The sequence below is a fragment of the Pseudomonas sp. NY15435 genome (genome assembly GCF_048068295.1).
In the GTDB taxonomy this organism is placed as follows: Bacteria; Pseudomonadota; Gammaproteobacteria; order Pseudomonadales; family Pseudomonadaceae; genus Pseudomonas.
Genome location: NZ_JBLUQA010000006.1, coordinates 357,943 through 381,402 on the forward strand (window position 1 = coordinate 357,943; position 23,460 = coordinate 381,402).

The 23,460-nt window shown below is 65.3% G+C and carries 24 protein-coding genes; 13 read left to right on the forward strand and 11 right to left on the reverse strand.

Annotation, left to right across the window (positions count from 1 at the left end; genetic code table 11):
• Positions 1 to 56: 56 nt before the first annotated feature.
• The 7 genes from ddlA (at position 57) to ACNFH5_RS17055 (ending at position 4,764) form a co-directional block, all read left to right on the forward strand.
• On the forward strand, positions 57 to 1,151 hold the full coding sequence (gene ddlA / locus ACNFH5_RS17025) for a D-alanine--D-alanine ligase (protein ID WP_416747875.1): 1,095 nt from the start codon (positions 57 to 59) through the stop codon (positions 1,149 to 1,151).
• Between the two features lie 102 nt (positions 1,152 to 1,253).
• Positions 1,254 to 2,078, forward strand: coding sequence for an aldo/keto reductase (locus tag ACNFH5_RS17030; protein WP_416747877.1), 825 nt, complete (start codon positions 1,254 to 1,256; stop codon positions 2,076 to 2,078).
• Positions 2,079 to 2,173: 95 nt separating this feature from the next.
• Positions 2,174 to 2,545, forward strand: coding sequence for a nuclear transport factor 2 family protein (locus tag ACNFH5_RS17035; RefSeq protein WP_416747879.1), 372 nt, complete (start codon positions 2,174 to 2,176; stop codon positions 2,543 to 2,545).
• A 1-nt stretch (position 2,546) separates the two neighbouring features.
• On the forward strand, positions 2,547 to 3,359 hold the full coding sequence (locus ACNFH5_RS17040) for a class I SAM-dependent methyltransferase (RefSeq protein WP_416747881.1): 813 nt from the start codon (positions 2,547 to 2,549) through the stop codon (positions 3,357 to 3,359).
• Positions 3,360 to 3,425: 66 nt separating this feature from the next.
• Positions 3,426 to 3,881, forward strand: coding sequence for a DUF3237 domain-containing protein (locus ACNFH5_RS17045; RefSeq protein WP_017517433.1), 456 nt, complete (start codon positions 3,426 to 3,428; stop codon positions 3,879 to 3,881).
• Between the two features lie 69 nt (positions 3,882 to 3,950).
• Positions 3,951 to 4,379, forward strand: a complete 429-nt coding sequence (locus ACNFH5_RS17050; RefSeq protein ID WP_416747883.1) for a thiol-disulfide oxidoreductase DCC family protein — start codon at positions 3,951 to 3,953, stop codon at positions 4,377 to 4,379.
• A complete protein-coding gene (locus ACNFH5_RS17055) occupies positions 4,372 to 4,764 on the forward strand; it encodes a DoxX-like family protein (RefSeq protein WP_416747885.1) in 393 nt (130 codons plus the stop codon). Before ACNFH5_RS17050 ends, ACNFH5_RS17055 begins: the two co-directional genes overlap by 8 nt.
• A gap of 7 nt (positions 4,765 to 4,771) precedes the next feature.
• Here the strand turns inward: ACNFH5_RS17055 and ACNFH5_RS17060 are convergent, their stop codons facing one another.
• Both ACNFH5_RS17060 and ACNFH5_RS17065 read right to left on the reverse strand, forming a co-directional pair.
• A complete protein-coding gene (locus ACNFH5_RS17060) occupies positions 4,772 to 5,515 on the reverse strand; it encodes a TorF family putative porin (protein WP_416747887.1) in 744 nt (247 codons plus the stop codon).
• Positions 5,516 to 5,665: 150 nt separating this feature from the next.
• Complete coding sequence (locus ACNFH5_RS17065) at positions 5,666 to 7,423, reverse strand: amidohydrolase (protein WP_416747889.1); 1,758 nt, start codon at positions 7,421 to 7,423, stop codon at positions 5,666 to 5,668.
• 118 nt (positions 7,424 to 7,541) lie between these two features.
• On the opposite strand from ACNFH5_RS17065, the gene ACNFH5_RS17070 reads away from it, so the two are divergent.
• Positions 7,542 to 8,450 (forward strand): LysR substrate-binding domain-containing protein, encoded by a 909-nt coding sequence (locus tag ACNFH5_RS17070; RefSeq protein WP_416748086.1) that lies wholly within the window; start codon positions 7,542 to 7,544, stop codon positions 8,448 to 8,450.
• Positions 8,451 to 8,454: 4 nt separating this feature from the next.
• Here ACNFH5_RS17070 and ACNFH5_RS17075 read toward each other — a convergent pair whose 3' ends face one another.
• Positions 8,455 to 9,063 (reverse strand): LysE family translocator, encoded by a 609-nt coding sequence (locus ACNFH5_RS17075; protein ID WP_416747891.1) that lies wholly within the window; start codon positions 9,061 to 9,063, stop codon positions 8,455 to 8,457.
• A gap of 52 nt (positions 9,064 to 9,115) precedes the next feature.
• Positions 9,116 to 9,952 carry an AraC family ligand binding domain-containing protein gene (locus tag ACNFH5_RS17080; RefSeq protein WP_416747893.1) on the reverse strand — a complete coding sequence of 279 codons (837 nt, stop codon included), beginning with the start codon at positions 9,950 to 9,952 and terminating at the stop codon, positions 9,116 to 9,118.
• Between the two features lie 159 nt (positions 9,953 to 10,111).
• Between ACNFH5_RS17080 and ACNFH5_RS17085 the strand changes: the two genes are divergently transcribed.
• Positions 10,112 to 10,546, forward strand: a complete 435-nt coding sequence (locus ACNFH5_RS17085; protein ID WP_416747895.1) for a hypothetical protein — start codon at positions 10,112 to 10,114, stop codon at positions 10,544 to 10,546.
• On the opposite strand, the gene ACNFH5_RS17090 is transcribed toward ACNFH5_RS17085, so the two are convergent.
• From ACNFH5_RS17090 to ACNFH5_RS17105, 4 genes are all read right to left on the reverse strand, one after another.
• On the reverse strand, positions 10,467 to 11,519 hold the full coding sequence (locus tag ACNFH5_RS17090; protein WP_416748088.1) for an acyltransferase family protein: 1,053 nt from the start codon (positions 11,517 to 11,519) through the stop codon (positions 10,467 to 10,469). The two genes, ACNFH5_RS17085 and ACNFH5_RS17090, sit on opposite strands and share 80 nt — an antisense overlap.
• Before the next feature lie 197 nt (positions 11,520 to 11,716).
• Positions 11,717 to 13,327 carry an FMN-binding glutamate synthase family protein gene (locus ACNFH5_RS17095; RefSeq protein WP_416747897.1) on the reverse strand — a complete coding sequence of 537 codons (1,611 nt, stop codon included), beginning with the start codon at positions 13,325 to 13,327 and terminating at the stop codon, positions 11,717 to 11,719.
• A gap of 330 nt (positions 13,328 to 13,657) precedes the next feature.
• Positions 13,658 to 15,037 carry an L-serine ammonia-lyase gene (locus ACNFH5_RS17100; RefSeq protein WP_416747899.1) on the reverse strand — a complete coding sequence of 460 codons (1,380 nt, stop codon included), beginning with the start codon at positions 15,035 to 15,037 and terminating at the stop codon, positions 13,658 to 13,660.
• Between the two features lie 164 nt (positions 15,038 to 15,201).
• A complete protein-coding gene (locus tag ACNFH5_RS17105; protein ID WP_416747901.1) occupies positions 15,202 to 15,981 on the reverse strand; it encodes a response regulator transcription factor in 780 nt (259 codons plus the stop codon).
• A 150-nt stretch (positions 15,982 to 16,131) separates the two neighbouring features.
• Between ACNFH5_RS17105 and ACNFH5_RS17110 the strand changes: the two genes are divergently transcribed.
• From ACNFH5_RS17110 to ACNFH5_RS17120, 3 genes are all read left to right on the forward strand, one after another.
• Positions 16,132 to 16,953, forward strand: a complete 822-nt coding sequence (locus ACNFH5_RS17110; protein ID WP_416747903.1) for a carbon-nitrogen hydrolase family protein — start codon at positions 16,132 to 16,134, stop codon at positions 16,951 to 16,953.
• 162 nt (positions 16,954 to 17,115) lie between these two features.
• Positions 17,116 to 18,438, forward strand: coding sequence for an APC family permease (locus tag ACNFH5_RS17115; RefSeq protein ID WP_416747905.1), 1,323 nt, complete (start codon positions 17,116 to 17,118; stop codon positions 18,436 to 18,438).
• 57 nt (positions 18,439 to 18,495) lie between these two features.
• Positions 18,496 to 19,140, forward strand: coding sequence for a glutathione S-transferase family protein (locus ACNFH5_RS17120; RefSeq protein WP_416747907.1), 645 nt, complete (start codon positions 18,496 to 18,498; stop codon positions 19,138 to 19,140).
• Between the two features lie 547 nt (positions 19,141 to 19,687).
• On the opposite strand, the gene metR is transcribed toward ACNFH5_RS17120, so the two are convergent.
• Entirely contained in the window at positions 19,688 to 20,608 is a 921-nt protein-coding gene (gene metR, locus ACNFH5_RS17125; protein WP_416747909.1) for a transcriptional regulator MetR, read from the reverse strand.
• Between the two features lie 101 nt (positions 20,609 to 20,709).
• Positions 20,710 to 21,153, reverse strand: coding sequence for a CopD family copper resistance protein (locus tag ACNFH5_RS17130; protein ID WP_416747911.1), 444 nt, complete (start codon positions 21,151 to 21,153; stop codon positions 20,710 to 20,712).
• 213 nt (positions 21,154 to 21,366) lie between these two features.
• Between ACNFH5_RS17130 and ACNFH5_RS17135 the strand changes: the two genes are divergently transcribed.
• On the forward strand, positions 21,367 to 22,377 hold the full coding sequence (locus ACNFH5_RS17135; protein WP_416747913.1) for an alpha/beta fold hydrolase: 1,011 nt from the start codon (positions 21,367 to 21,369) through the stop codon (positions 22,375 to 22,377).
• Between the two features lie 103 nt (positions 22,378 to 22,480).
• On the opposite strand, the gene ACNFH5_RS17140 is transcribed toward ACNFH5_RS17135, so the two are convergent.
• On the reverse strand, positions 22,481 to 23,395 hold the full coding sequence (locus tag ACNFH5_RS17140) for a LysR substrate-binding domain-containing protein (protein ID WP_416747915.1): 915 nt from the start codon (positions 23,393 to 23,395) through the stop codon (positions 22,481 to 22,483).
• Between the last annotated feature and the right edge of the window lie 65 nt (positions 23,396 to 23,460).

The window sequence follows — 23,460 nt, forward strand, 5'->3', positions numbered from 1 at the left end:
TACCCAAGCGCTGGAGCGCGTGTTAGAAAGCGCCCATCGATCATTCGGAGGTTGTCATGGGCAAGTTGCGCGTTGGGGTGATTTTCGGTGGGCGTTCGGCGGAGCACGAGGTGTCCCTGCAATCGGCGAAGAACATCGTCGACGCACTGGACCGCGAGCGCTTCGAGCCGGTGCTGATCGGTATCGACAAGGAAGGCCGCTGGCACCTCAACGATGCCTCCGACTACCTGCTCAACCAGGAAAACCCCGCGCTGATCGCCCTCAACCGCTCCAACCGCGAACTGGCGGTGGTGCCCGGCAAGGCCGAGCAGCAGTTGGTGGAAACCGGCAGCCGCCAGTTGCTCGACCATGTCGACGTAATCTTCCCCATTGTCCACGGCACCCAGGGCGAGGACGGTTGCCTGCAGGGCCTGCTGCGCATGGCCGACATCCCCTTCGTCGGCTCCGACGTGCTGGGCTCGGCCATCTGTATGGACAAGGACGTGAGCAAACGCCTGCTGCGTGATGCTGGCATCGCCATCACGCCTTTCGTCACCCTGACCCGCGCCAGCGCCGGGCGCACGCCATTTGCCGAGGCGCAGCGCAAGCTCGGCCTGCCCCTGTTCATCAAGCCGGCGAACATGGGCTCCTCGGTGGGCGTCAGCAAGGTCGAGGACGAGGTTGCCTACGACGAAGCCGTGCGCCTGGCACTGGCCTTCGACGACAAGGTGCTGGTGGAGTCCGCCGTGAAGGGCCGCGAGATCGAGTGCGCGGTGCTGGGTAACGAACAACCGATTGCCAGCGGTTGTGGCGAGATCGTGGTGGGCAGCGGCTTCTACTCTTACGACAGCAAGTACATCGACGAAGACGCGGCCAAGGTCGTGGTGCCGGCGGATATCCCGGCCGAGGCCAGCGAGCGTATCCGTCAGCTCGCCGTGGATGCCTTCCTGGCTCTGGAGTGTTCCGGCCTGGCGCGGGTCGACGTGTTCCTCACCGAGACCGGCGAGGTGTTGATCAACGAACTGAACTCGCTGCCCGGCTTCACCCGCATCAGCATGTACCCCAAGCTCTGGCAGGCTGCCGGGATGACCTACAGCGAGCTGGTCAGCCGCCTGATCGACCTGGCCATCGAGCGCCACGCCGCGCGTCGGAACCTGCAGACCAATCGCTGATCCACAGCCCGGCTCCTGCTTCTGCGCTACCCTGAGTGCCCGTCGCCCGGTTTCGGGCGGCCGGCCCCGTGTCCCCATTACCCGCGCAAGAAGGAGCACGAGATGAGCACCGTAGTATTCGCCGACGGCACCGCCGTTCCCGCCATCGGCCAGGGCACCTGGCGCATGGGTGAGGACCGCTCGCAGCGCAAGCGCGAAGTCGCCGCCCTGCGCGAAGGTATCGAGCGCGGCCTGACCCTGATCGACACCGCCGAGATGTACGGCGAGGGCGGCTCGGAAGAGGTGGTCGGCGAGGCGCTGGCCGGGCTGCGCGAGCAGGTCTTCCTGGTCAGCAAGGTCTATCCGCACAACGCCAGCCGGCGCGGCGTGCCCGAGGCCTGCGAGCGCAGCCTCAAGCGCCTGCGCACCGACTGCCTGGACCTCTACCTGCTGCACTGGCGTGGCCAGTATGCGCTGGAGGAAACCGTCGAAGCTTTCGAGCGGCTGCGCGAGGCCGGCAAGATCAAGCGCTGGGGCGTCTCCAACTTCGACCTCGACGACATGCAGGAGCTGAACGAGCCGGCCTGCGCCACCAACCAGGTGCAGTACAGCCTGGAGGAGCGCGGCATCGAATGGGACCTGCTGCCCTGGTGCCAGGAACAACGCATGCCGCTGATGGCCTACTGTCCGGTCGGCCAGGGCGGCAGCCTGCTGCGCCACCGCACCCTGGTGGAAATCGCCGGCCGTCACGACGCCACGCCGGCCCGTGTGGCGCTGGCCTGGCTGATCCACCAGCCGGGCGTGATCGCCATTCCCAAGGCAGTAGAGCCGCTGCACGTGCGCGACAATGCCGCTGCGCTGCAACTGCGACTGACAGCAGAGGACCTCGAAGCCCTGGACGCGGCCTTCCCGCCGCCGACCCGCAAGCGCCACCTCGCCGTGGTCTGAGCGCGGCCCGCCGCCCGGTCGTCGCCCATCCCGGCGCGACCGGGGGGCGATGCTAGCCTTGCCCAATGGCCAAGACGGCCTGGAGGGCAGAGGCGATGAGCAACTACACGGCGGATAGCGCCGCCATCAACCGGGTACTCACGGACTATGTCGAGGGCATGACCTTCGGCGACGAGGCCAGGCTGCGCCAGGCCTTCCATCCTTCCTGCAAGATCATCGGCAACTACCATGGCGCGCTGGAGTGGTCGTCGCTGGACGAGTTCATCGGCGCCATCAAGGCCGAGTCGCCGCCTTCGGAAGGCGCGCCGCCAGCGTGGGAGCTCAAATCCCTGGACATCACCGGCGACAGCGCGGTGGCCAAGGTCACCGACGAGTTTCTCGGCATGCACTTCACCGACTACCTGTCATTGCTGCAGGTCGGCAACGGCTGGCAGATCATCAACAAGCTCTACTACCTGCACGAGTGACGTGGAACGCATCGGCCTGCGCGGTACACCGGAAACCCTGCTGATCACCCTCTACGCCAAGGCGAAGGAGAGCGAGCTGCCCGACAGCCTGCTGCGTGACCGGTTCTCGCGACAAGCCGTGGAGCAGATCGACTATGACTTCGCGCGCCTGCACATCGGCCCTGCCGAGCAGGTGGGCATTGCCCTGCGGGCCAAGCTGTTTGACGACTGGGTGCGCGACTTCCTCGCGCAGCATCCGGCCTGTGTGGTGTTGCAACTGGGCTGCGGGCTGGACAGTCGCGTCTTTCGCATCGACCCGCCGTCCACCGTGCAATGGTTCGAGGTGGACTTCCCCGAGGTGATCGCGCTGCGCGAGCGCCTGTATCCGCCGCGGGAAAACTGCCATCTGCTGGCCACCTCGCTGACGGCTCGGGACTGGTGGCGCGCGGTGCCGACCGGGCGGCCGGTCCTGATCCTTTCCGAAGGCGTGCTGCCCTACGTCGAGGCAGACAAGGTGCCCGAGTTGCTGCGCGCGCTGGTGATGCACTGTGGCCAGGGTGAGCTGGCGCTGGACGGCTACAGCCGCCTGGGTATCCGCCTGCTGCAGTGGAATCCGATGATCCGCCGCACCGGCGCCGTGCTGCACTGGGGCATCGACGAGCCGCAGGAACTGGAGCAGCAAGTGCCGGGCCTGCGCTTCGTCGAGGCCATCGCTGGCTACGACCGCGCGCAGATCGCCCGTCTGTCGCTGGGCATGCGCCTGCTTTACGAGATCACCCTGGCCATTCCGGCGATGCGCCGCATGGGGCGCCTGCTGCGCTATCGCTTCGGCTAGACAGGCCGATTCGGCCGCTGGCTGCTTTACTCATCCCTCTACGACGACAGTGCGCAGGAGCCGGCGATGAAGCTCGAGCCGTTGATGGAAATGAACGTGAAGGCCAGCGTGCCCGTGGAAATCGGCCGCGTGCCGCAGGGCCAGCGGCTGATCTCGGCAGCCGGCGGGGGGACCTTCAAGGGCCAGCGCCTGAGCGGCGAAGTGCTGCCCGGCGGTGGTGACTGGATTCTGGTGGATGGCGACGGTGGCTGGCATCTGGAGGTGCGCCTGGTGCTGCGCACCGACGATGGCGCGCGTATCCTGATGCAGCACAACGGGCTGCTGGTGGCCAACCCGAAGATCATCCATGCGGTCTCGCGGGGAGACAGCACCGAGTTCGGCGACACCTATTTCATGATCCAGCCACGTTTCGAGGTGGGCGACGACCGCTACCGCTGGCTCAATCACCAGTTGGCGGTGGGGGAGGGCCGGCTGGGGCCAGGCTGGGTCGAATACCGTTTGTACTCACTCGCCAATGGATGAGCGATGAAGAGCAAGACTTGTCACACACGGCGGGCACAGTTGGCGCATCAAGGAACTGGAGGCGACGCCATGGCTCTGCCCCCCCACATGCAGCCCGACGACAAGGTGGTGCTGTTCGACGGCACCTGCCGCCTGTGCAACGGATGGAGCCGCTTTCTCCTGCAGCACGACCGCGAGCGCCGGGTGAAGCTGTGCAGCGTGCAGTCCGCCGAGGGCCAGGCAATCCTCGACTGGTTCGGCCTGCCCACCGAGTATTTCGACACCATGCTCTATGTCGATGGCCGTGAAGGTTTCGAGCGCAGCGACGCCTTCCTGCGGGTGGTCGGCCAGTTGCCGGCGCCGTGGAACTGGTTGCGCGTGCTCTGGCTGATCCCCAGGCCGCTGCGCGACTGGTGCTACGACCGCATTGCGCTCAACCGTTATCGCCTGTTCGGCCGCGAAGATATCTGCCTGATGCCGTCGCCACAGTTCCGCGGGCGTTTCCTTGGCAATGACTAGCGCGGCCATCGCCCGGCTGGCGCTGGGGGTGGTATTCCTTTATCACGGGCTGGTGCCCAAGCTGCTGTTTCTCAGCGCCGATGAAGTGCGGATGATCGAGGCCCACGGCTGGCCGCTGTCCACCCAGCGCATTGCCGAGGTCGCAGGCGTCGCCGAGATCGTCCTGGCGCTGGCCATCCTGTTGCTGCGTCGGAGCCGCTGGCCGCTGTGGCTGGCGGTGGCTGCGCTGGTCGGACTGCTGGTGGACGTCGCACTGCTCGCCCCGGAATTGCTGCTGGGGGCCTTCAATCCGGTGTCCACCAATATCGCCGCCCTGGCGTTGTGCGCCATCGCCCTGCTCGGCGAACGGGGCGCGCACGCGTCGCGCCCCGCACCGTTGCGCTAGACCGGCGTCAGAAGCTGCGGGAGACGCTGGCCACCACGGTGGCCGTGCACACGTCGCCGAAACCGAACTGGGTCCGGCATTCGTTCTGCGACAGGTCGGTGTCGATGTAGCTCACTGCCCAGTCGAAGCCCACCCATTCGTGGCTCAGCTTCGCCTCCCACTCGTGGTAGGTATCGCGGGTGCTGCCGTCGCCGGAAAGGTAGAGCGGGTCCTTGGCATCGTTGCGGCCGTAGCGCACGCGCAGCTTGAACTCGGCCGGCAGCTCGGCGTTGTAGGCCAGGTAGGTGTAGAGGTTGGCCTGGTCTTCGCCGAAGTAGGTCGGGTAGTCGTTGCCGTAGTACGCCGCCACTTCGAAGCCGTAGGCGTGGAGGATGGCGTAGGTGTCGCTCTGGTTGAACTGGCTTTCCTTGGGGTAGGCGTACTTGATGTAGCCCAGGTCCAGGGCGACATCCTCGTTGGCCTGCCAGTACCAGCCGCCGTAGTAGTCGATTTCCTGGCGGGTCTTCAGGCCACCGCCGAAGTCGACGTTGGAACTCCATACGCCCAGGTAGGCGCCGGAGGCGTGCTGCAGGGTGGCGCCGACCTGCAGGGCCGGGTCGCCCTGGGTCTGCGAGATGCCGCGGGTGCGGTAGTCGCTGACCAGCGCGGTGTCGATCTGCAGGTTGAAGTCATGGCCCAGCTCGACGGCCAGGGCGGAGGTGAGCGGCGCGCAGGCGAGCAGCGCGCCGGCCAGCCAATGGGGGCGATTCATGCGGGGAGTCCCTTTGTTGTGATTGTCTGTGGGCAGATGAAAAATCCCGCGCAGCACCCGCCCTCCCGGCTATGCCGAGGAGCGTGAAGGGAGTGCAGGGCTGGCGGGCAAGGCGCCGGGGCTGTTCAGACCCCGGCGCAGGAGCCCGGCTCAGAGAGCCGGTTGATCGTCGGCGCGGTAGACTTCGCGGCCTTCGAACAGGGTGCGCAGCACGCGGGCTTCGTCCAGTTGCTGGTCGGGCACGCTGAACACGTCGCGGTCGATCACCACCATGTCGGCCTGCTTGCCGGGAGCGAGGGTGCCGATCTTGTCGGCCAGGCCGATGGTCTGCGCGGCGTTGCGGGTGTAGGCGTAGAACATGGTCTGCCGATCCACGCGCTCGGCGGCGTTGAGTACGCCTTCCTCACCCTGGCGGGTCACGGCCTGGTAGATGGCCTTGAGCGGATCAGGCGTGGAAACCGGCCAGTCGCTGGCGCCGGCGATGGTGGCGCCGTTGTCCAGCAGCGACTTGGCCGGGTACATGTAGCGGTAGGCTTCGTCGGCGATGTAGGGCTTCACCAGCTCCACGGTGTAGGGCTCGGCGGTGGCCCAGTCCAGCTGCATCGAGGCGATCACGTTCAGCTGCTTGAAGCGCGGGAAGTCCTTGGGGTTGACCAGTTGCAGGTGGGTGATCGAGTGGGTCACGGCGCTCTGCCGGTCCTTGCGCGCCTGGGCGAAGCCATTGAGCGATTCGCGCACCGCGCGGTCACCGATGGCATGCACGTGCACCAGCCAGCCGCGGGCGTCGGCGGCGCTGACCAGCTCGCCGAAGTGCTTCGGATCGATCAGCAATTCACCCGGCTTGTGGCTGTTCTTGTAGTCCTCGAGCAGCGCGGCGGACTGCGCGGGGAACTCAATCACGCCATCGGCGAAGACCTTGATCCCCGGCAGCGTCAGGTTGGGGATGCCCTGGAACTGCTGGCGGACCTTCTCGATCACGTCCAGGTCGGCCGGCGTGCTTTTCGGGTTGACCACTTGCAGCGCGGCGACGTGGGCGGTGAGCTGGCCGTCACGCGCCAGGTCGCGGTAGACCGGCAGCACGCCGACGGTCTTCTCGGTGGGCTTGATGGCGAACAGTGCCTCGCCAGGCGTGCCGTTGGCGGCCGGGTCCATCCAGGCGGTGATGCCGAGGCTGTTGTTGTACTTCACCGCCGCCACGCCAGCGCGATCCATGGTGGCGGTGTCGGGAACCGGCATGGCGGCGGCCACCAGGTCGAAACCGGAGTCGACGAGGAAGCCGGTGGGGTTGAAGTCCTTGTCGTGGGCGACGTTCTGCTGCTCCAGCGGGCTCAGGCCGCGCAGGCGTTTCGCATCCAGCCCGGCGCGCTTGAGCATGGCGGCGTTGGCCCAGGCGGTGTGGTGGTCACTGCCGATCAGCACCACCGGCGTGTCCTTCCACTCGCCCTGGTTGAAGCGCTTGGCCAGGCCATCGGCCTGGGACCAGTAGGTGGAGTTCATGCCGTTCATGACAATGGTGTCGTGCACCTTGGCCTTGCCGCTGTCGCGATCCTGCTTGAGGCGCTTCTCGAAGGCGTCCAGGTCCATCTGTTCGTCCAGCAGGCTCGCGGAGATCAGCTCGAGGCCGCCGAAGATCGAGTGGGAGTGGCTGTCGATGAAACCGGGCATCAGTACCTTGCCGCCCAGGTCGACCTGCTTGCTGCCGGTGCCGGCGAGCTTGCGGATGTCTTCGTTGGAGCCCACCTGCAGCACCTTGCCGCCAGCGACCGCCACGGCCTGCTGCAGCGGTTGGCCAGGCTCGGCGGTGAAGACCTTGGCGTTGTACAGGATCAGGTCTGCGTTCTGTGCCTGTGCTTCAAAAGTGCCGAGTGCGATGGCGAGCGCCAGCGCGCCCTTGAGCATGCCGTGCATGACTTCCCCTTGCTTTTCGTTGGATTATTGTTGGTCTGCGGCGCAGGCTACTGGCGGACGGAGTCGCGCGGAAGTCGCCAATGGGCATAACACTTGTGAAGGATTGGCACGAATGACGATGGACAGATTCAGCAGCCTGGCAATGTTCGTGGCCAGCGCCGAGACCGGCAGTTTCAGCCGCGCCGCCGAGCAACTGGGCAAGACACCCTCGGCGGTGACCAAGGCGGTCGGCCAGTTGGAGATCGAAGTCGGCGCGCGCCTGTTCGAGCGCACCACGCGCAGCATGTCGCTGACCGAAGCCGGCCAGCTCTATCTGGACGGCGCCCGCGAGGTGCTGGCGCGGATGCGTGAAACCACCGAGGAGATCGCCCAGTTGCAGCACAGCCTGCGTGGCGTGCTGCGCATAACCGGGCCGCTGATCGTCGGCCCGGTGTTTCTCGACCAGGCCTGCGCGGAGTTCCTCGACCTGCATCCGGACGTGCGCCTGCAGGTGGACCTCTCCGACAGCTACGTCGACCTGCTCGACGGCCGCTACGACCTCGCCCTGCGCATGGGCAACAGTGACCTGCCGGGGCTGATCGCCCAGCCGCTGGCCGAGAGTCGCCTGGCCATGTGCGCCAGCCCGGCCTATCTGGAGCGGCGCGGTACGCCCCGTCACCCCAGCGAGATTCCAGAGCACGACTGCCTAGTCTATCGCCATCCGGCGCTGGATGACCGCTGGTGGTTCGATGTGGAGGGCGAGCGCTTTTCCACTCCGCGCACCGGCCGCCTGAACAGCGATAACCAGGCGGTGCTGCTGACCGCCTGCCTCGCCGGTCACGGCCTGCTGCCTTGCCCGCGCTGGAGCGTGCTGGAGCACTTGCGCAGCGGGCGGCTGGTGACGGTCCTGGACGACTACTTCTTTGAGCCCGATACCTTCGGTGCGCAGATCCTGGCGGTCTACCCGAGCAACCGGCGGGCGACGCGCAAGATCCACGCGTTCATCGAGCACCTGCGCGAATACTTGCGACGCGACGGCATCCTTTGAGTTCCTAGAGCAGCGCCCCGGCCCAGGCCGACACCAGCAACAGGGCTGCCATCAGCTGGTTGAGCCGCTGCATCTGCGTGGGCGAAAGCAGGCGCTGGCTGCCGATGCCCAGGCCGGCCCAGACGGCCGTGCAGGGAATCGACACGAGGAAGAACAGCAGCGACAGCAACTGCACGCGGTCCAGCCGATCGACACCGTGGCCGGCGTAAACGCTGATCACCGCCAGCGCCATCATCCAGGTCTTCGGGTTGACCAGTTGCAGCGCAGCGGCGCCGACCGCTCCCAGGCGCGCGGCATCGCCGTCGCGTTCCAGGTCCGCTGGCGGGCTGCGGAAAATCTGCCACGCCAGCCAGCTCAGCCAGAGCACGCCGACGACGCTCATCGCCTGCTGCACGTGCGGCCGGCTGGCCAGCACTTCGCCCAGGCCGCTGCCCACCGCCAGCACCAGTGCGGCGGCGGCCGCGCAACCGCCGAACATGATCGGCAATGCGGCGCCCCAGCCGAAGCGCGCGCTGTTGCTGAAGATCAGCAGGTTGGTCGGCCCTGGTGTGATCGAAGCGACGAAGGCGAAGAGGATGAAGGGCAGCCATTGGCCGAGCTGCGAGAAGTGCATGGCGGGAACTCCGGTGAATCCGTGGGAGTTCATCTTCGCCAGCACGGCGGGTTCAGTCTGGAAGCTTTGAGCAGCGCTTGCGGTAGTAAGCGGGGGTGACGCCATAGGCGCGTCGGAACCAGCGGCCGAGATGGCTCTGGTCGGCGAAGCCGAGGTCGGCGGCGATGTCGGCGGGCGCCAGGCCGCGGCCAAGCAACTGCCGCGCACGGGCCAGGCGCAGCTGGATCAGGTAAGCGTAGGGCGGCAGGCCGAAGGCCTGCTTGAACGCGCGGGTCAGGCGGAAACGGTCGCAGCCGCTGGCGCGCGCCACGTCATCGAGGCCGATATCGGTGGTCAGGTTGGCGTGCAGATAATCCCGCGCACGCTGCGCCACCAGCGGCAGGTGCGCTTGCGTGGCGCCGCGCTTGCGCCAGTGCAGGTGGCAGGTCATGCCGTCGAGCAGGTCATCGAGGGCGCTCTGCCGGACGATCTTCAGGTCGTTGCCGTGCACCGCCTGGAAGGCATTGTCGATGCGCCGCGCCAGTTGCGGGTCGTCGATCAGCAACTCAGGCACGGCCAGCTGGCAGTTGCCCGGCGCCTCTTCGAACAGCGTGGCGATCTCCCGCTCCAGCCAGGGGGCGTCGAGATAGAGGGTGCGGTAGGTGAAGCCGCCCTCGGTGGGGGCATCGCCGTCGTGGATGTCGCCGGGCTCGAGGAAGAACACCTTGCCGGTGGTGCTGACGTAGCGCTGGTTGCGGCTGCGGAACTGCTGCACACCGGACTCGGTGTAGCCGATCAGGTAGCTGTCGTGCCAGTGCGGGTCGTAGGCGTGGCCCTTGAAGTGCGCGCGCAGGCTCTGGATGCCGGTGTCGGCATCCTGTAGCAGGTCGATCCAGTTGTCTTTGTGCATGGGCCGCCTCCGCACCGCTTGCCCGGTCGGCCAGCATACCGCGCGTGGAGTGGCTGTCTGGAAGATTCGTGCAGCCGATGGTCGACTCGCATGCTTCGTCGACGCTGACGATATGATTGCTTCTTGCGCACATCGCCACACTCCAGGAGGGAGCCGTTCATGGGGCAGGACTACAACCTGGCATTGATCATCGCCGCGGCGCTCAGCGCCATCGCAGGGGCGCTGCATGTCGGCGTGGTGCTGGTCGGGCCGCGCTGGTACCGGCTGTTCGGCGCTGGCGAAAGGCTCGCCCGGGCCGCCGAAGCCGGGCGGCTTTATCCGGCCCTGATCACCTTCGGCATCGCCTTCGTGCTGTTCATCTGGTCCGCCTATGCGCTCTCCGCAGCCGGAGTGTTGAGGCCGCTGCCATTGCTGCGCCCGGCGCTGGCGGCGATCTCGCTGATCTACCTGCTGCGCGGCGTGGCCGGCCCGCTCATTCTCAAGGGCACCGGGCGCAGCCAGCGCTTCATCTACGTCAGCTCGGCAATTTGCCTGGGGTTTGCGCTGATGCATCTGCTAGGGCTGGCGCAGGTGTGGGGGCGGCTGGAGAACTGAGGGGCTGCTGCTTGCGAGTTGTGCCCCTGCGCAGTGCATGGCGGAGCGTCAGCGCGGGGCGTTCGACGTAGTAGTACGACACGCCACTGAGCAGGAAGGAAAACACCAGCACCGCTGGAACGATGTAGTCCGAATAGCTGATTGGCCAGAACGCCCGCAGGATGTAAATGACCACGAAGTGGTTGAGGAATACGCCGTAACTGATGTTTCCGAGGAACTCGTCGATCGAATGGAATGGGAATTTCGTCAGCAGATAGACGGCCGGGATGCCCAGTGCGATGCCGGCGCTCACTTCGGCATTGAATGGCCGACGCTCGATAATTCCAGTCATGATCGCCGCGAACATCAGCGCTGCCGCGACGGCGGTGCAAGCTGCAATGATCAGACCCTTGGCCCGTGCTTTGTACAGGTAGCTGCCGCAGAGGAATATGAACAGTACGCCGGGCAGAAGCCGGTATCCGTAATTGTCCGTGTTGACGTAACCCAGGCACGCGACGAGGAAGACGCCGACCGATAGCGAAAACGCAACACCGCGTAGCCTGTAAATGATCAGGAAAGGGATGGCCAGGTAAAAACACGCCTCCAATCCCAGTGACCATGCCGGCGGCAGGATGTCTGGGCTTGCAGCTCCGAACATGTAGAAACCCAGCGGCACCATGGCGATGCTTGCGGCCATGTTTCCGAGCGTCAGCTCGGCTGCCTGGGGTGTGTCGGGAAGGAGGAAGTGGATGGCCAGGCAAGCACTTGCGAAGTAGAGAATGAACTGGGGATATAGCCGCATCGCCCGGTCCAGGTAGAACAGGCCGACTTTATCCAAGGAGGCGTAGTTACGCTCGATCAGCGAGGTCATTACGAAGCCGCTGATCAGAAGGAACGAAATCACCGCGACCACGCCCGGGTTCAAGCCGGCAAAGGTTTTTCCCAAATGGGAAACGGCCACCAGAACGGCCAACAACAGACGATACGCCCCCACCCAAGCCCCCAGCATCCCTGTAATTTTTGCAGCTAAATTACGACGCTTTACCGTCGAAGAACAGGCTCCCCTATACCGCCGTACAGTGGGCGCGATGACGACGCCTCATTCAGCGCCGACGAATACGTCACGGGAGGTGGAACTGCCCCTGGCCGGTTGGCCGGCAGGGACAGTCACCAAGGATGTATCGCGTGGAATCAGCCCGCTGCGGCCTCGAAGCTGTCGCTGCGCGCCATGCGCCAGATGCGCTCGTAGAACTCGCCTTCGATGTTGCCCGAGAGCAGTTCGCCGGGTTTGAGGAAGTAGTGCAGGTGCGAGAACAGGCGGATCTCCGTGGCGGAGACACGACGTACCAGGTGCTTGGCTTCCAGCTGCGACGGGTGCTGGATGCCGGCGGCGGCGATCATCTCCGCCAGGCCCTTGAGCGTGTTGCGGTGGAAGTGGTAGACGCGCTCGGCCTTGTCCGGCACCACCAGGGCGCGCTGGCGCAGCGGGTCCTGGGTGGCGACGCCGGTGGGGCATTTGTTGGTGTGGCAGGACTGCGACTGGATGCAGCCGATGGCGAACATGAAGCCGCGCGCCGAGTTGGCCCAGTCGGCGCCCATGGCCAGCACGCTGGCGATGTCGAAGGCGCTGACGATCTTGCCGCTGGCGCCGATGCGGATCTTGTCGCGCAGGTTCAGGCCGACCAGGGTGTTGTGCACGAACAGCAGGCCCTCGCGCATCGGCAGGCCCATGTGGTCGGTGAACTCCAGCGGTGCCGCACCGGTGCCGCCTTCCTTGCCGTCGACGACGATGAAGTCGGGGAGGATGCCGGTTTCGTGCATGGCCTTGGCAATGCTCATGAACTCCCACGGATGGCCGATGCACAGCTTGAAGCCCACTGGCTTGCCACCGGAAAGCGCGCGCAACTGGACAATGAAGTCGAGCAGTCCGTGGGGCGAGTCGAAGGCGCTGTGGGAGGAGGGCGAGATGCAATCCTGGCCCATGGGCACGCCACGGGTGGCGGCGATTTCCGGGGTCACCTTGTGCTTGGGCAGGATGCCGCCATGGCCGGGCTTGGCGCCCTGGCTGAGCTTGATCTCGATCATCTTCACCTGCGGGTCGACTGCCTGCTTGGCGAAGCGCTCGGGGCTGAAGCTACCGTCGTCGTTGCGGCAGCCGAAGTAGCCGCTGCCCAGTTCCCAGGTCAGGTCGCCGCCGTATTCGCGGTGGTAGGGGCTGATGCTGCCTTCGCCGGTGTCATGGATGAAGCCGCCGAGCTTGGCGCCCTTGTTCAGCGCGCGGATGGCGTTGGCGCTGAGCGAGCCGAAGCTCATCGCCGAGATGTTGAACACCGAGATGGAGTAGGGCTGCTTGCACTCCGGGCCGCCGACGGTGACGCGGAAGGTGCACGGGTCCGCCACCGGCGCGGGGCGGATGGAGTGGGCGATGAACTCGAAGCCCGACTGATAGACGTCGATCAGGGTGCCGAAGGGCTTGTCGGCGGTCTCGTTCTTTGCCCGCGAGTACACCAGGGCGCGCTGGGCGCGGGAGAAGGGCAGGGCCTCCTGGTCGCCTTCGAGCAGGTACTGGCGGATCTCCGGGCGGATGGCTTCCACCAGGTAGCGGATGTTGCCCAGGACCGGGTAATTGCGCCGTACCGCATGGCGCTCCTGCAGCAGGTCGAAGACCCCGAGCACGCTCAGGGCAAGGGTGGTGAGGGTGAAGGGCCACACCCAGTCATGCCCGAGGAAGGGCAGGCTGAGCACGGTGAACAGGACGCAAGCGGCAAAAAAGGCATAGCGGCTTAGGAGCGACAGGTTCATGGAATCTCCAGTCGTCAGGCTTTGATCACGGTCAGGTTGGCCGAAAGGGCCGCCACAGAGCATGGCAGGCATCACGCGAACGTGCCTGGGCAAAGGTCAATGCGGCGGACTTTCGGAAGTCGTTCTAGTTCTGGCGGGCATCGACGGTAGCCCGAAGCGATGGAAAAAGAAAGCTAGCTAACGATTTTCTCGGGGGCTGAGAAAGCTTGTTTCGGGCGGTGCAAGGAGTCATGTGTCCGGGCTGTTCGCGAGCAAGCTCGCTCCTACAGGACTGAAGCCGGTGCGCTCTTCGTAGGAGCGAGCTTGCTCGCGAACCACCATTCACTCGGGCTAACAGGCAATCACATTCACCGCCAACCCGCCCTTCGCCGTCTCCTTGTACTTGTCCATCATGTCGCGCCCGGTATCGCGCAGGGTGTCGATGGCCTTGTCGAGGCTGACCAGGTGCTGGCCATCACCGCGCAGGGCGAGTTGGGCGGCGTTGATGGCCTTGAGCGAGGCCATGGCGTTGCGCTCGATGCAAGGCACCTGCACCAGTCCGGCGACCGGGTCGCAGGTCAGCCCGAGGTTGTGCTCCAGGCCGATCTCGGCGGCGTTTTCCACCTGCTCGAGGCTGCCTCCCAGGACTTCCGCCAGTCCACCGGCGGCCATGGCGCAGGCCGAACCCACTTCGCCCTGGCAACCGACTTCGGCACCGGAGATGGAGGCGTTGAGCTTGCACAGGATGCCGATGGCGGCGGCGGTCAGCAGGTAGCGCTCGATGCTTTGCGCGTTGGCGTTGCTGTCATAGCGCGCGTAGTAGTGCAGCACCGCCGGGACTATGCCGGCCGCGCCGTTGGTGGGTGCGGTCACCACGCGTCCGCCGGCGGCGTTTTCCTCATTGACTGCCAGTGCCCAGAGGTCCACCCAGTCCATGGCCCCGAGGGTGGTGGCGATCAGGTTGCCGCTGTCCGCCTCGTTCAGCCGGCGATAGAGCATGGGCGCACGACGGCGCACCTTGAGGCCACCTGGCAGTGTGCCTTCGGTTTCCAGGCCGCGGTTCACGCAGGCCTGCATTTCCTCCCAGATATGCGCCAGGCCGGCGTGGATTTCCGCCTCGCTGCGCACCGCCAGCTCGTTCGCCCACATCAGATCGCTGATGCGCTTGAAGCCGTGCTCGTGGCACAGGCGCAGCAATTCCTCGGCACTGTGGAAGGGGTAGGGCATGGGGCTGTCGGGCAGGGCGCGGTCGGTGTTGAAGTCCGCCTGGTCCACTACGAAGCCGCCGCCGACCGAGTAGCAGACGCGCTCGGCCAGCAACTCGCCCTGTTCATCCAGCGCGCGCAGGTGCAGGCCATTGGGATGGGCGGGCAGGCTGTCATCGTGAAAGACCAACTGGCGCGCCGGGTCGAAGTCGATCTCCTGCACGCCACCCAGGCGCAGGCGATGGCGCAGCAGGATGTCGTCCACCTGCGGGGCGAGGGTGGCGGGATCGGCTTCGGCCGGGTCGATGCCGAGCAGGCCGATCAGGCAGGCGCGGTCGGTGGCGTGGCCCTTGCCGGTGGCGCTGAGGGAGCCGTAGAGGTGCACTTCCACGGCGGCGGTGTGCGGCAGCAGATCGGCGTCGCGCAAGCGGTCGACGAACTCGCGGGTGGCGCGCATGGGCCCCACCGTATGGGAACTGGATGGCCCGACACCGGGCTTGAACATGTCGAAGACGCTGAGGCTCATGGGGATTCCTCCTGCCTTCAGCATGGACCCATGAAGCCTCGAATGCTCACCGACCGCTCGGCGGCTGGACATTCACTGTAGGAGCGAGCTTGCTCGCGAACGAGTTCGCCGGCGGCTCCAGTGCTGCACGGTTCGCGAGCAAGCTCGCTCCTACAAAAGCGGCTCTAGCCCTGCGCCTGCAGGAACAGCGAGAACAGCTCCGACTGCGACTTGATCCCAAGCTTGGCGTACATGTGCTTGCGGTGGACCTTCACCGTCTCTGCGGAGATCGCCAGTTTGCGGGCGATTTCCTTGCTGGAGCAGCCGCTGAGCATCAACCGGCCGACTTCCAGCTCGCGGGCGGTGAGCGGGGTTTCCATCTGCTGCGCGGTGGACTCCAGGCGGTTCTGCCAGCGCGGCGGCGGGGGCGCTTCCTGCACTTCGCGCTCGAAGGCCATGCGTTGGCGCATCAGTCCGGCAACCCAGGGTTGCACCAGCGCGAGCAGGGCGATCTGCTCCGGGGTGAAGCGGCCCTTGCTGCCCACTGAGCAGCAAAGGGTCCGCTCGCCGTCGAGCTGCACGTTGATCTGCACCTCATCGGCCACCACGTTGAGGCTGAAGTAGCGCTGGTAGTAGTCGGTCTGCTCGAACATCTCCGGCGCCACGTCATCGAGCCGGAACAGCCCGCTGCCGGGCGCCTCGCGGCTGGCGATGTAGAACGGGTCAAGCAGGTAGAGGCCCTTGAGGTAGTCCTGGAACAGCGAATCCGGGCCACCGTCCTCGCCGGGACATTCGGCGAACACTTGTGGCCGGCCATCGCTGAAAAGCAGCACGACCCAGCTGTCGAAGGGCACATACTGGCCCAGCAGACGCACCAGCGAGGTCCAGAAAGTTGGCTTGTCCAGTGCCTCGATCAGCTGCCCGACCGAACGATGCCAGGCGATATCCTGAAGGGAAAGGCTCATGACTCTACCCCCGATGGGTTACCACGCGGGCGTAATTACCCGGTGATGGCACGCCCGGCATACTCGGTGGATGCCTTGAGCCGGCGCGGTGCGCATTTTGACCCTTTTGCGTTGCGCGGTCACTGGAATACAAGAATCCGAGGAAGCCCCATGAAAGTAGAACTCGTCCAACTCGCCGGCCGTGATGGCGACGTGGCCTGGAACCTGGCCCGCACCCTGGAGGCCATCCACGCCTGCGCCGACGACACCCAACTGGTGGTGTTCCCCGAGACCCAGCTGACCGGCTTCCCCACCGAGCAGAATATCGCCGCCATCGCCGAACCGGTGGACGGCCCCAGCGTCCAGGCAGTACAGCGCGCCGTGCGGGAGAAGAACATCAGCGTCGCCGTGGGCTTCGCCGAAGCCGCCGAGGACGGTCGCTTCTACAACACCACGCTGCTGATCACCCCCGAAGGCATTGCGATGAAGTACCGCAAGACGCACCTGTGGGCGTCGGACCGCGGCATCTTCACCCCGGGCGACCGTTACGCCACTTGCCTGTGGAACGGCATTCGCGTGGGCATCGTGATCTGCTTTGACATCGAGTTCCCCGAGTCTGCCCGCGCCCTGGGCCAGCTGGGTGCCGAGCTGATCATCGTGACCAACGGCAACATGGACCCGTACGGCCCGACCCACCGTACCGCAATCATGGGCCGCGCCATGGAAAACCAGGCCTACGCCGTGATGGTCAACCGCGTCGGCGAAGGTGACGACGGCCTGGTGTTCGCCGGCGGCAGTGCGGTGGTCGACCCCTACGGCCAACTGATCGTCGAAGCCGGCCGCGAAGAGTGCCGGCAGATCGTCGAGCTGGATTTCGAGCGCCTGGCGCAATCGCGTCGCGACTACAGCTACCTGGCCGAGCGCCGCTTTGTGCTGCCGGGCGAGATGCGCGAGCACGACGATGGCCTGCGCGAGCTGATCATTCCCGCCTGAGTTCCCTTCCGGCACCGCTGCAAGGATGCCGGGGCGCAGGGCTGCGCCGATACAGCGTTATTCCACATTCGACGGGCGACCTGAGCGCCCGCGAGGCCTGCGGGTGAGCGCAGGCCAGCAACTTAGTACTGCCATAACAAACACAACGCGGAGTAAGCAGTAATGGCTCGACTCAAACGAACCCTGTCGCTGGGTTCGGTGGTGCTGTTCGGCATCGCCTACATGACCCCGATCATCGTCCTCGGCACCTTCGGCATCCTCGCCGACGTCACCCGCGGCGTAGTGCCCTCGGCCTACCTCGTCGCCTCCGTGGCCATGCTGTTCACCGCGCTCAGCTACGGGCGCATGGCTGCCGCCTTCCCGGTGGCGGGCTCGGCCTACACCTACGTGCGCAAGTCGATCAGCCCGAAACTGGGCTTCCTCGCCGGCTGGGCCGTGCTGCTGGACTACCTGTTCCTGCCCATGGCCATCTGGCTGATCGGCGCGGCCTACCTGCACTCCGCGTTTCCGGCGGTGCCCCAGGCGCTCTGGGTGCTGGCGTTCATCGGCGTGACCACCGCGATCAACGTGGTCGGCCTGCGCCTGGCGAAGAATATCAACGGCGTGCTGATGCTGGTGCAGTTCCTCGTCCTGATCGCCTTCGTCGGCCTGGCCATTCACTACGTCATGGGTGATGGCAGCCGTCCGCTGTGGACCCTGGAACCCTTCCTCAAGGAAGGCACTCAGCTGCCGCTGATCATGGGCGGAGCGGCCATCGCCTGTTACTCCTTCCTGGGCTTCGACGCGGTCAGTACCCTGACGGAAGAAACCCACGAGCCACGCAAGACCATTCCGCGCGCCATCCTGCTGATCACCCTGATTGGTGGCGGCATCTTCATCGCTGCCAGCTACTTCGTACAGCTCGCGCACCCGTCGGTGGAGTTCCAGAACGCCGATTCCGCCGCGTATGAAATCGCCCGCAACATCGGTGGCGACCTGTTCGTCAGCTTCTTCCTGATCGGTCTGATCGTCGGCCAGTTCACCTCCGGGCTGTCGGCCCAGGCCAGCGCGTCGCGCCTGCTGTTCGCCATGGGCCGCGACGGCGTGCTGCCGCGTCCGTTCTTCGGGCGCATCAGCAAACGTTTCGAAACCCCGGTGAACAGCATCGTCCTGTGCGGCGTGGTGGCCCTGCTGGCGCTGCACATGGACGTCACCACTTCCACCTCGTTCATCAACTTCGGCGCCTTCCTCGCGTTCAGCCTGGTGAACCTCTCGGTGATCTTCCACTACTACCTCAACGCCGAGCGTCGCGGCCTGCGCGAGCTGGTGCTGTTCCTGCTGTTCCCGCTGATCGGCCTGCTTGCCGACCTGTGGTTGATGGTCAGCCTCGACCACCTGGCGATCTGGCTCGGCGCCACCTGGCTGGTGCTCGGCGTGATCTACCTGGCGGTGATCACCGGCGGCTTCCGCCAGCAACCACCGGAGATGCATTTCGAGGAGGCGTGAGCCCCGCGCGGGGCTATGCTGGGGACTCCGAGCCGTGATGCCCGAGGAGATCCCGCCATGCCCCGCCTCACTCTCTACCATTCGCCCCAGACTCGCTCCAGCGGCACCCTGGTGCTGCTGGAAGAACTGGGCGCCGAGTACGACCTCGAACTGATCAACATGAAGGCCGGCGAGCAGCGCAAGCCGGGCTATCTGGCGCTCAACCCGCTGGGCAAGGTCCCGGCGATCCGCCTCGGCGAATCGCTGGTCACCGAGCAGGGCGCCATCTTCATTTATCTTGCCGACCTCTTCCCCCGAGCGAACCTTGCTCCCGCTCTCGACGACCCGCTGCGTGGCCCCTATCTGCGCTGGCTGGTGTTCTATGGCTCCAGCTTTGAGCCGGCCATCGTCGACCGCGCTTTGAAACGCGAGCCCGCGCCAGCGGCCATGAGCCCCTACGGCGATTACGACAGTGTGATGCGCGCCCTCGCCGAGCAACTGGAAACCGGGCCTTACCTGCTGGGCAACCGCATGACCGCCGCCGACGTGCTGTGGGGCGCGGCCCTGCGCTGGACCATTGGTTTCGGCGTGGTGCCCAAGCTGCCGGTGTTCGAACGCTACGTGGAACTGGTCACCTCTCGCCCGTCCTTCCAGCGGGTATGGGCGCGGGACGTGCAGTGGGCGGAGGAGCATCTGAAGGCCGCTGAAGCGAAGGCGCCCTGAACAGAGGGATGTATCGGAAGTTTTGCGAAAGGAGAGACCAAGCGAAGAATTTGAGGAAACAGTCTCAAGATGCTTGGGAAAATTCCTTTTTCGGCGTGGGCATATTTCCCATGTGGCCGAGCTGGTCAATGATCCATTCAACGCAGCGCACCCCATCGCGCGGCGTCGGCAACCATAACTACTACAAGCCGCTACGAGCGTTATGTCCCCCAAGGCCCTTCCACCTGGAAGGGCCTTTTTTATCCCTTCCCCTTTGCGTCGGAAAACAAACCCGGGATGTGGCGGATGTCTCAGAAGTGCATAGGGCGATTCCTACGCGGATGAGCGGGCTTGGATAAATCCGTCAACTTACCGATCATGCTTCCCGCACCCTGTTCCTACAGGGTGCTCCTAATGATTGATCGACTAGTCAATCGTTATCGTTTGGCCCGCCAGCAATGGCGGGCCTTTTTTATGGACGGGTGTTCCTCTTGCGGCCTTTGTTCATCGGGTGCCCGTGAGGCTTACGTCAGATTCTGTGATTTATCTGAAACGTAGGCACCGACTGTCAGCCCTTGGCCGCGCTGACACCTTCCAAGGTGGCAAAGGAGGTGTCCTTCGCTGTCAGCAGGAAATCCCGCATGAACGGCGCGTCCAGCATGTCCGCGCGGATAGCGGCGAACAGGGTGCAGTACAGGCCTTTCTCGCCCAGGCGCTTGGCAGTCACGTAGCCCCGCGAGCTGTATTCGTGCAGCGCCCAGTTGGGCAGGCTGCAGACGCCGCGGCCGGAAGCCACCAACTGCATCATCATCACCGTCAGTTCCGAGGTGCGTACTTGCGCAGGCTCCACGTCGGCCGGCTCGAGGAAGCGGGTGAAGATGTCCAGTCGATCACGTTCGATGGGGTAGGTGATCAGTGTCAGGTTGGCCAACTCTTCCGGGACGATGTAGGACTTGCCGGCCAGCGCGTGGTGGTTATCCACCGCCAGCAGTGCCTCGTAGGTGAACAGCGGCACGTAGGTAATGCCGGCGATTTCCACCGGGTCGGAAGTCACCACCAGGTCCAGGTCGCCGCGGGCCAGGGCCGGCAGCGGGGCGAAGGAGAAACCGGAAGCGAGGTCCAGTTCCACTTCCGGCCAAGCGTCGCGGAACTGGTCGATGGTCGGCATCAGCCACTGGAAGCAGCTGTGGCATTCGATGGCCATGTGCAGGCGGCCGGCGGTTCCGCCGGCCAGGCGCGCCAGGTCGCGTTCGGCGCCGCGCAGTTGCGGCAGCACGGCGTCGGCCAGTTGCAGCAGGCGCAGCCCGGCGCTGGTGAAGCGCACCGGTTTGGTCTTGCGGATGAACAGGGACAGGCCGAGGCGCTCCTCCAGTTCCTTGAACTGGTGGGACAGGGCGGACTGCGTGAGATGCAGGCGTTCGGCGGCTTCCACCAGGCTGTCGGCTTCGCGCAGGGCATGCAGGGTTTTCAGGTGACGGAGTTCAAGCATGGCGCGGCCTCGCCTCAATATGAGGGAATCTTGATTAAACGGCGGATCAATTGAGCTGCTCTCATGATAAGTCGGCGGCTGGCGCTTCACCAGTCCGGCGCTCACCAACTCAGGTAGAACATGCCTTTGGCCAACAGGACGATCAGTACCACGTGGGCAAACACGCTGTAGTGAATACGCCGCGAGCGCTGGCCGGTCATGCGTCCCACCCGAAACGAGTACATGGCGAAGATGAAATGGCCTAGGACGCTGGCGGCCAGCAACAGTTTGAGGCTGAGCAAGGTGGCGAAGGACGTTGCCAGCGGATCGACCAGCAGCGGCGCATAACGCAGGTGCAGCATGCCCAGGCCGCTGCCGAAGAGCGTCAGGATCACCCAAGGCATGACCCGGCGCAGGCGACGCCCCAGCGCGCCGTCGACCATTCTCATTGCCCGCGCCGGCACATGGTGGTGCACGCTCTCCAGGATAAGCACCTCGAAGAACACCGTGCCGACGAACATGATCGCAGCGAACAGGTGCAGCACCAGCAGGACGGGATAAGCCATGACGAAACTTCCGAGCGAGGAGTTCCTATCTTCGCGACTGTCGGGGCAAGCCTCCCTTGATCCCTGTCATGGGAAACCCGGGAAGCGTGGGGAAGGGCCGTTGGCGACCGCTCGGCGACTTTCATCAAACTGTCACGGAGCTGTGGCAGAGCGAACGTCGGAAATTCATCAGAATCGCTATCCACTGGGGTTTTGCGTTCCGGATTTTCACTCATGCGTGCTTTTCTACTGGCAGCCGCTCTGTTCTGCGGCCTGTCCTCCATCTCTATTGCCGATCGGGCCGTTGCCGCGGATCGTTGCGATGCGCGGGTGCCGACCGAAATGGTCGACCTGGGCGACGTGCGCCTGGCCTACCAGAGCATCGGCCGCCCCCAGGACCCGACGCTGCTGCTCGTCATGGGCCTGGGCGGTCAACTCATCCACTGGCCGGATGAAGTAGTCGAAGCGCTCTGCCAACAGGGTTTTCGGGTGATCCGCTACGACAACCGCGATGTCGGCCTGTCTTCCTGGCGCGTACCTGCACCCAGCGGCAACCTGACCTACGAAGTGATTCGCTATCGCCTCGGTCTGCCCGTCAGCGCGCCCTACAGCCTGACCGACATGGCCGGCGACGCGCTGCATCTGCTGGACGCCCTGCATGTGGAGCGCGCCCATGTGCTGGGTGCAAGCATGGGGGGGATGATCGCCCAGCACGTGGCCGATCTCGCTCCCGATCGCGTCATCAGCCTCACCCTGGTCATGACCAGTTCCGGTGCCGAAGGCCTGCCGGCGCCCAGTGAATCCTTGTTGCGTCTGCTCGCGCGGCGTGAAGCGGCCAGCCGTGAGCAGGCCATCGAACAGCAGGCTGACCTGCTGGCCGCCCTCGGCAGCCCGGAAGTGCGTGACGACCGCCAGCAATTGCTGGAACAGGCGGCGCGCTCCTACGACCGCGCCTTCAACCCCGAAGGCGTGCAGCGGCAGATGCTGGCGATCCTCGCCGAACCGAGCCGCGTGGAGTTGCTCAATCGCCTGAATGTGCCAACGCTGGTCGTCCACGGCACCGCCGACCCGCTGCTGCCGGTGATGCACGGCGTGCACGTGGCCGCGCATATCCGTGGTTCGGTGCTCAAGCTGATTCCGGGGATGGCGCATCGCTTCCAGGAGGATTTCAAGGAGCCACTGCTGGGGGCGGTGCTGCCTTATCTGCGTGAGCATCAGGGTGGTGGGCACGTCGCTCAGCTCTGATGTTTTTGTTGGAGCGGACTCTGTCCTCGATGTGCAACCCGCCAGTTCGGAGCTGTCCGAAATCGATCGCGGACAGAGTCCGCTCCTGCGCTCCCTGTGAGATTCAGCCTTCCGGCAGGCTGTAGCGTTCAGCGAAATACTGTCGCAGGAACTCCACCGCCACCCGCACCTTGGCCGAGCTGGCCAGGGGCGCGGCGTACACCGCCCAGATGTCCGCCTGCTGCTGGTACTCCGGCAGCACTTGCACCAGGCGCCCGTCTTCCAGGCTGTCATGCACGTCCCACCAGGAGCGCAGCAGGATGCCGCGCCCGTCGATGCACCACTGATGAACCACTTCGCCATGGTTGGATGACAGTGGCCCGGTCACCTTCACGCTTTCCTCGCCGTCCGGCCCTTGCAGGTGCCAGATGCCGAAGGGGTGGTCGCGCTCCTTGATCACCAGGCAATCGTGTCCTGCCAGTTCCGCCAGTGCGCGCGGTGTGCCGCGACGTTCCAGATAGGCGGGAGCGGCGCAGAGTACGCGGCGATTGCGCGCCAGGGGGCGGGCGATGAGGTTCGGATCGATCTCGTTGCCGACCCTGACGTCCAGGTCGAATCCTTCGCCGATCAGGTCCACCAGCCTGTCCTGCACATCCAGCCGGATATCCAGTTGCGGGTGGCGCGTGGCGAGCTCCGACAGGGCGGGGGCGACGAAGCGGCGGCCCAGTCCCAGGCTGCTGGCGATGCGCAGCTGGCCGCTGGGCTCTCGGTGCAATGCTGACACGTCATCGCCCATGCGCTGCACCGAGTCGAGGATGCGCAGCGCCCACTGGTAGACCCGCTCGCCATCCTCGCTGACCGAGACCCGGCGGGTGGTGCGGTGCAGCAGGCGCACGCCGAGGTCCTCTTCCAGCAGGCGGATGCGCTTGCTGACGAAGGCGGCGGACATGCCCAGCTCGCTGGCCGCGGCGGCGAAGCTGGAGCGGCGGGTGACATGGATGAAGACCCGCAGGTCTTCCAGGTTCGGCAGATTGTTCACATTTCGTGTTTCAAGAATCAACGGTCGATCTGATTATGTTTGTTTCGTCGACTTATAGCATGGCC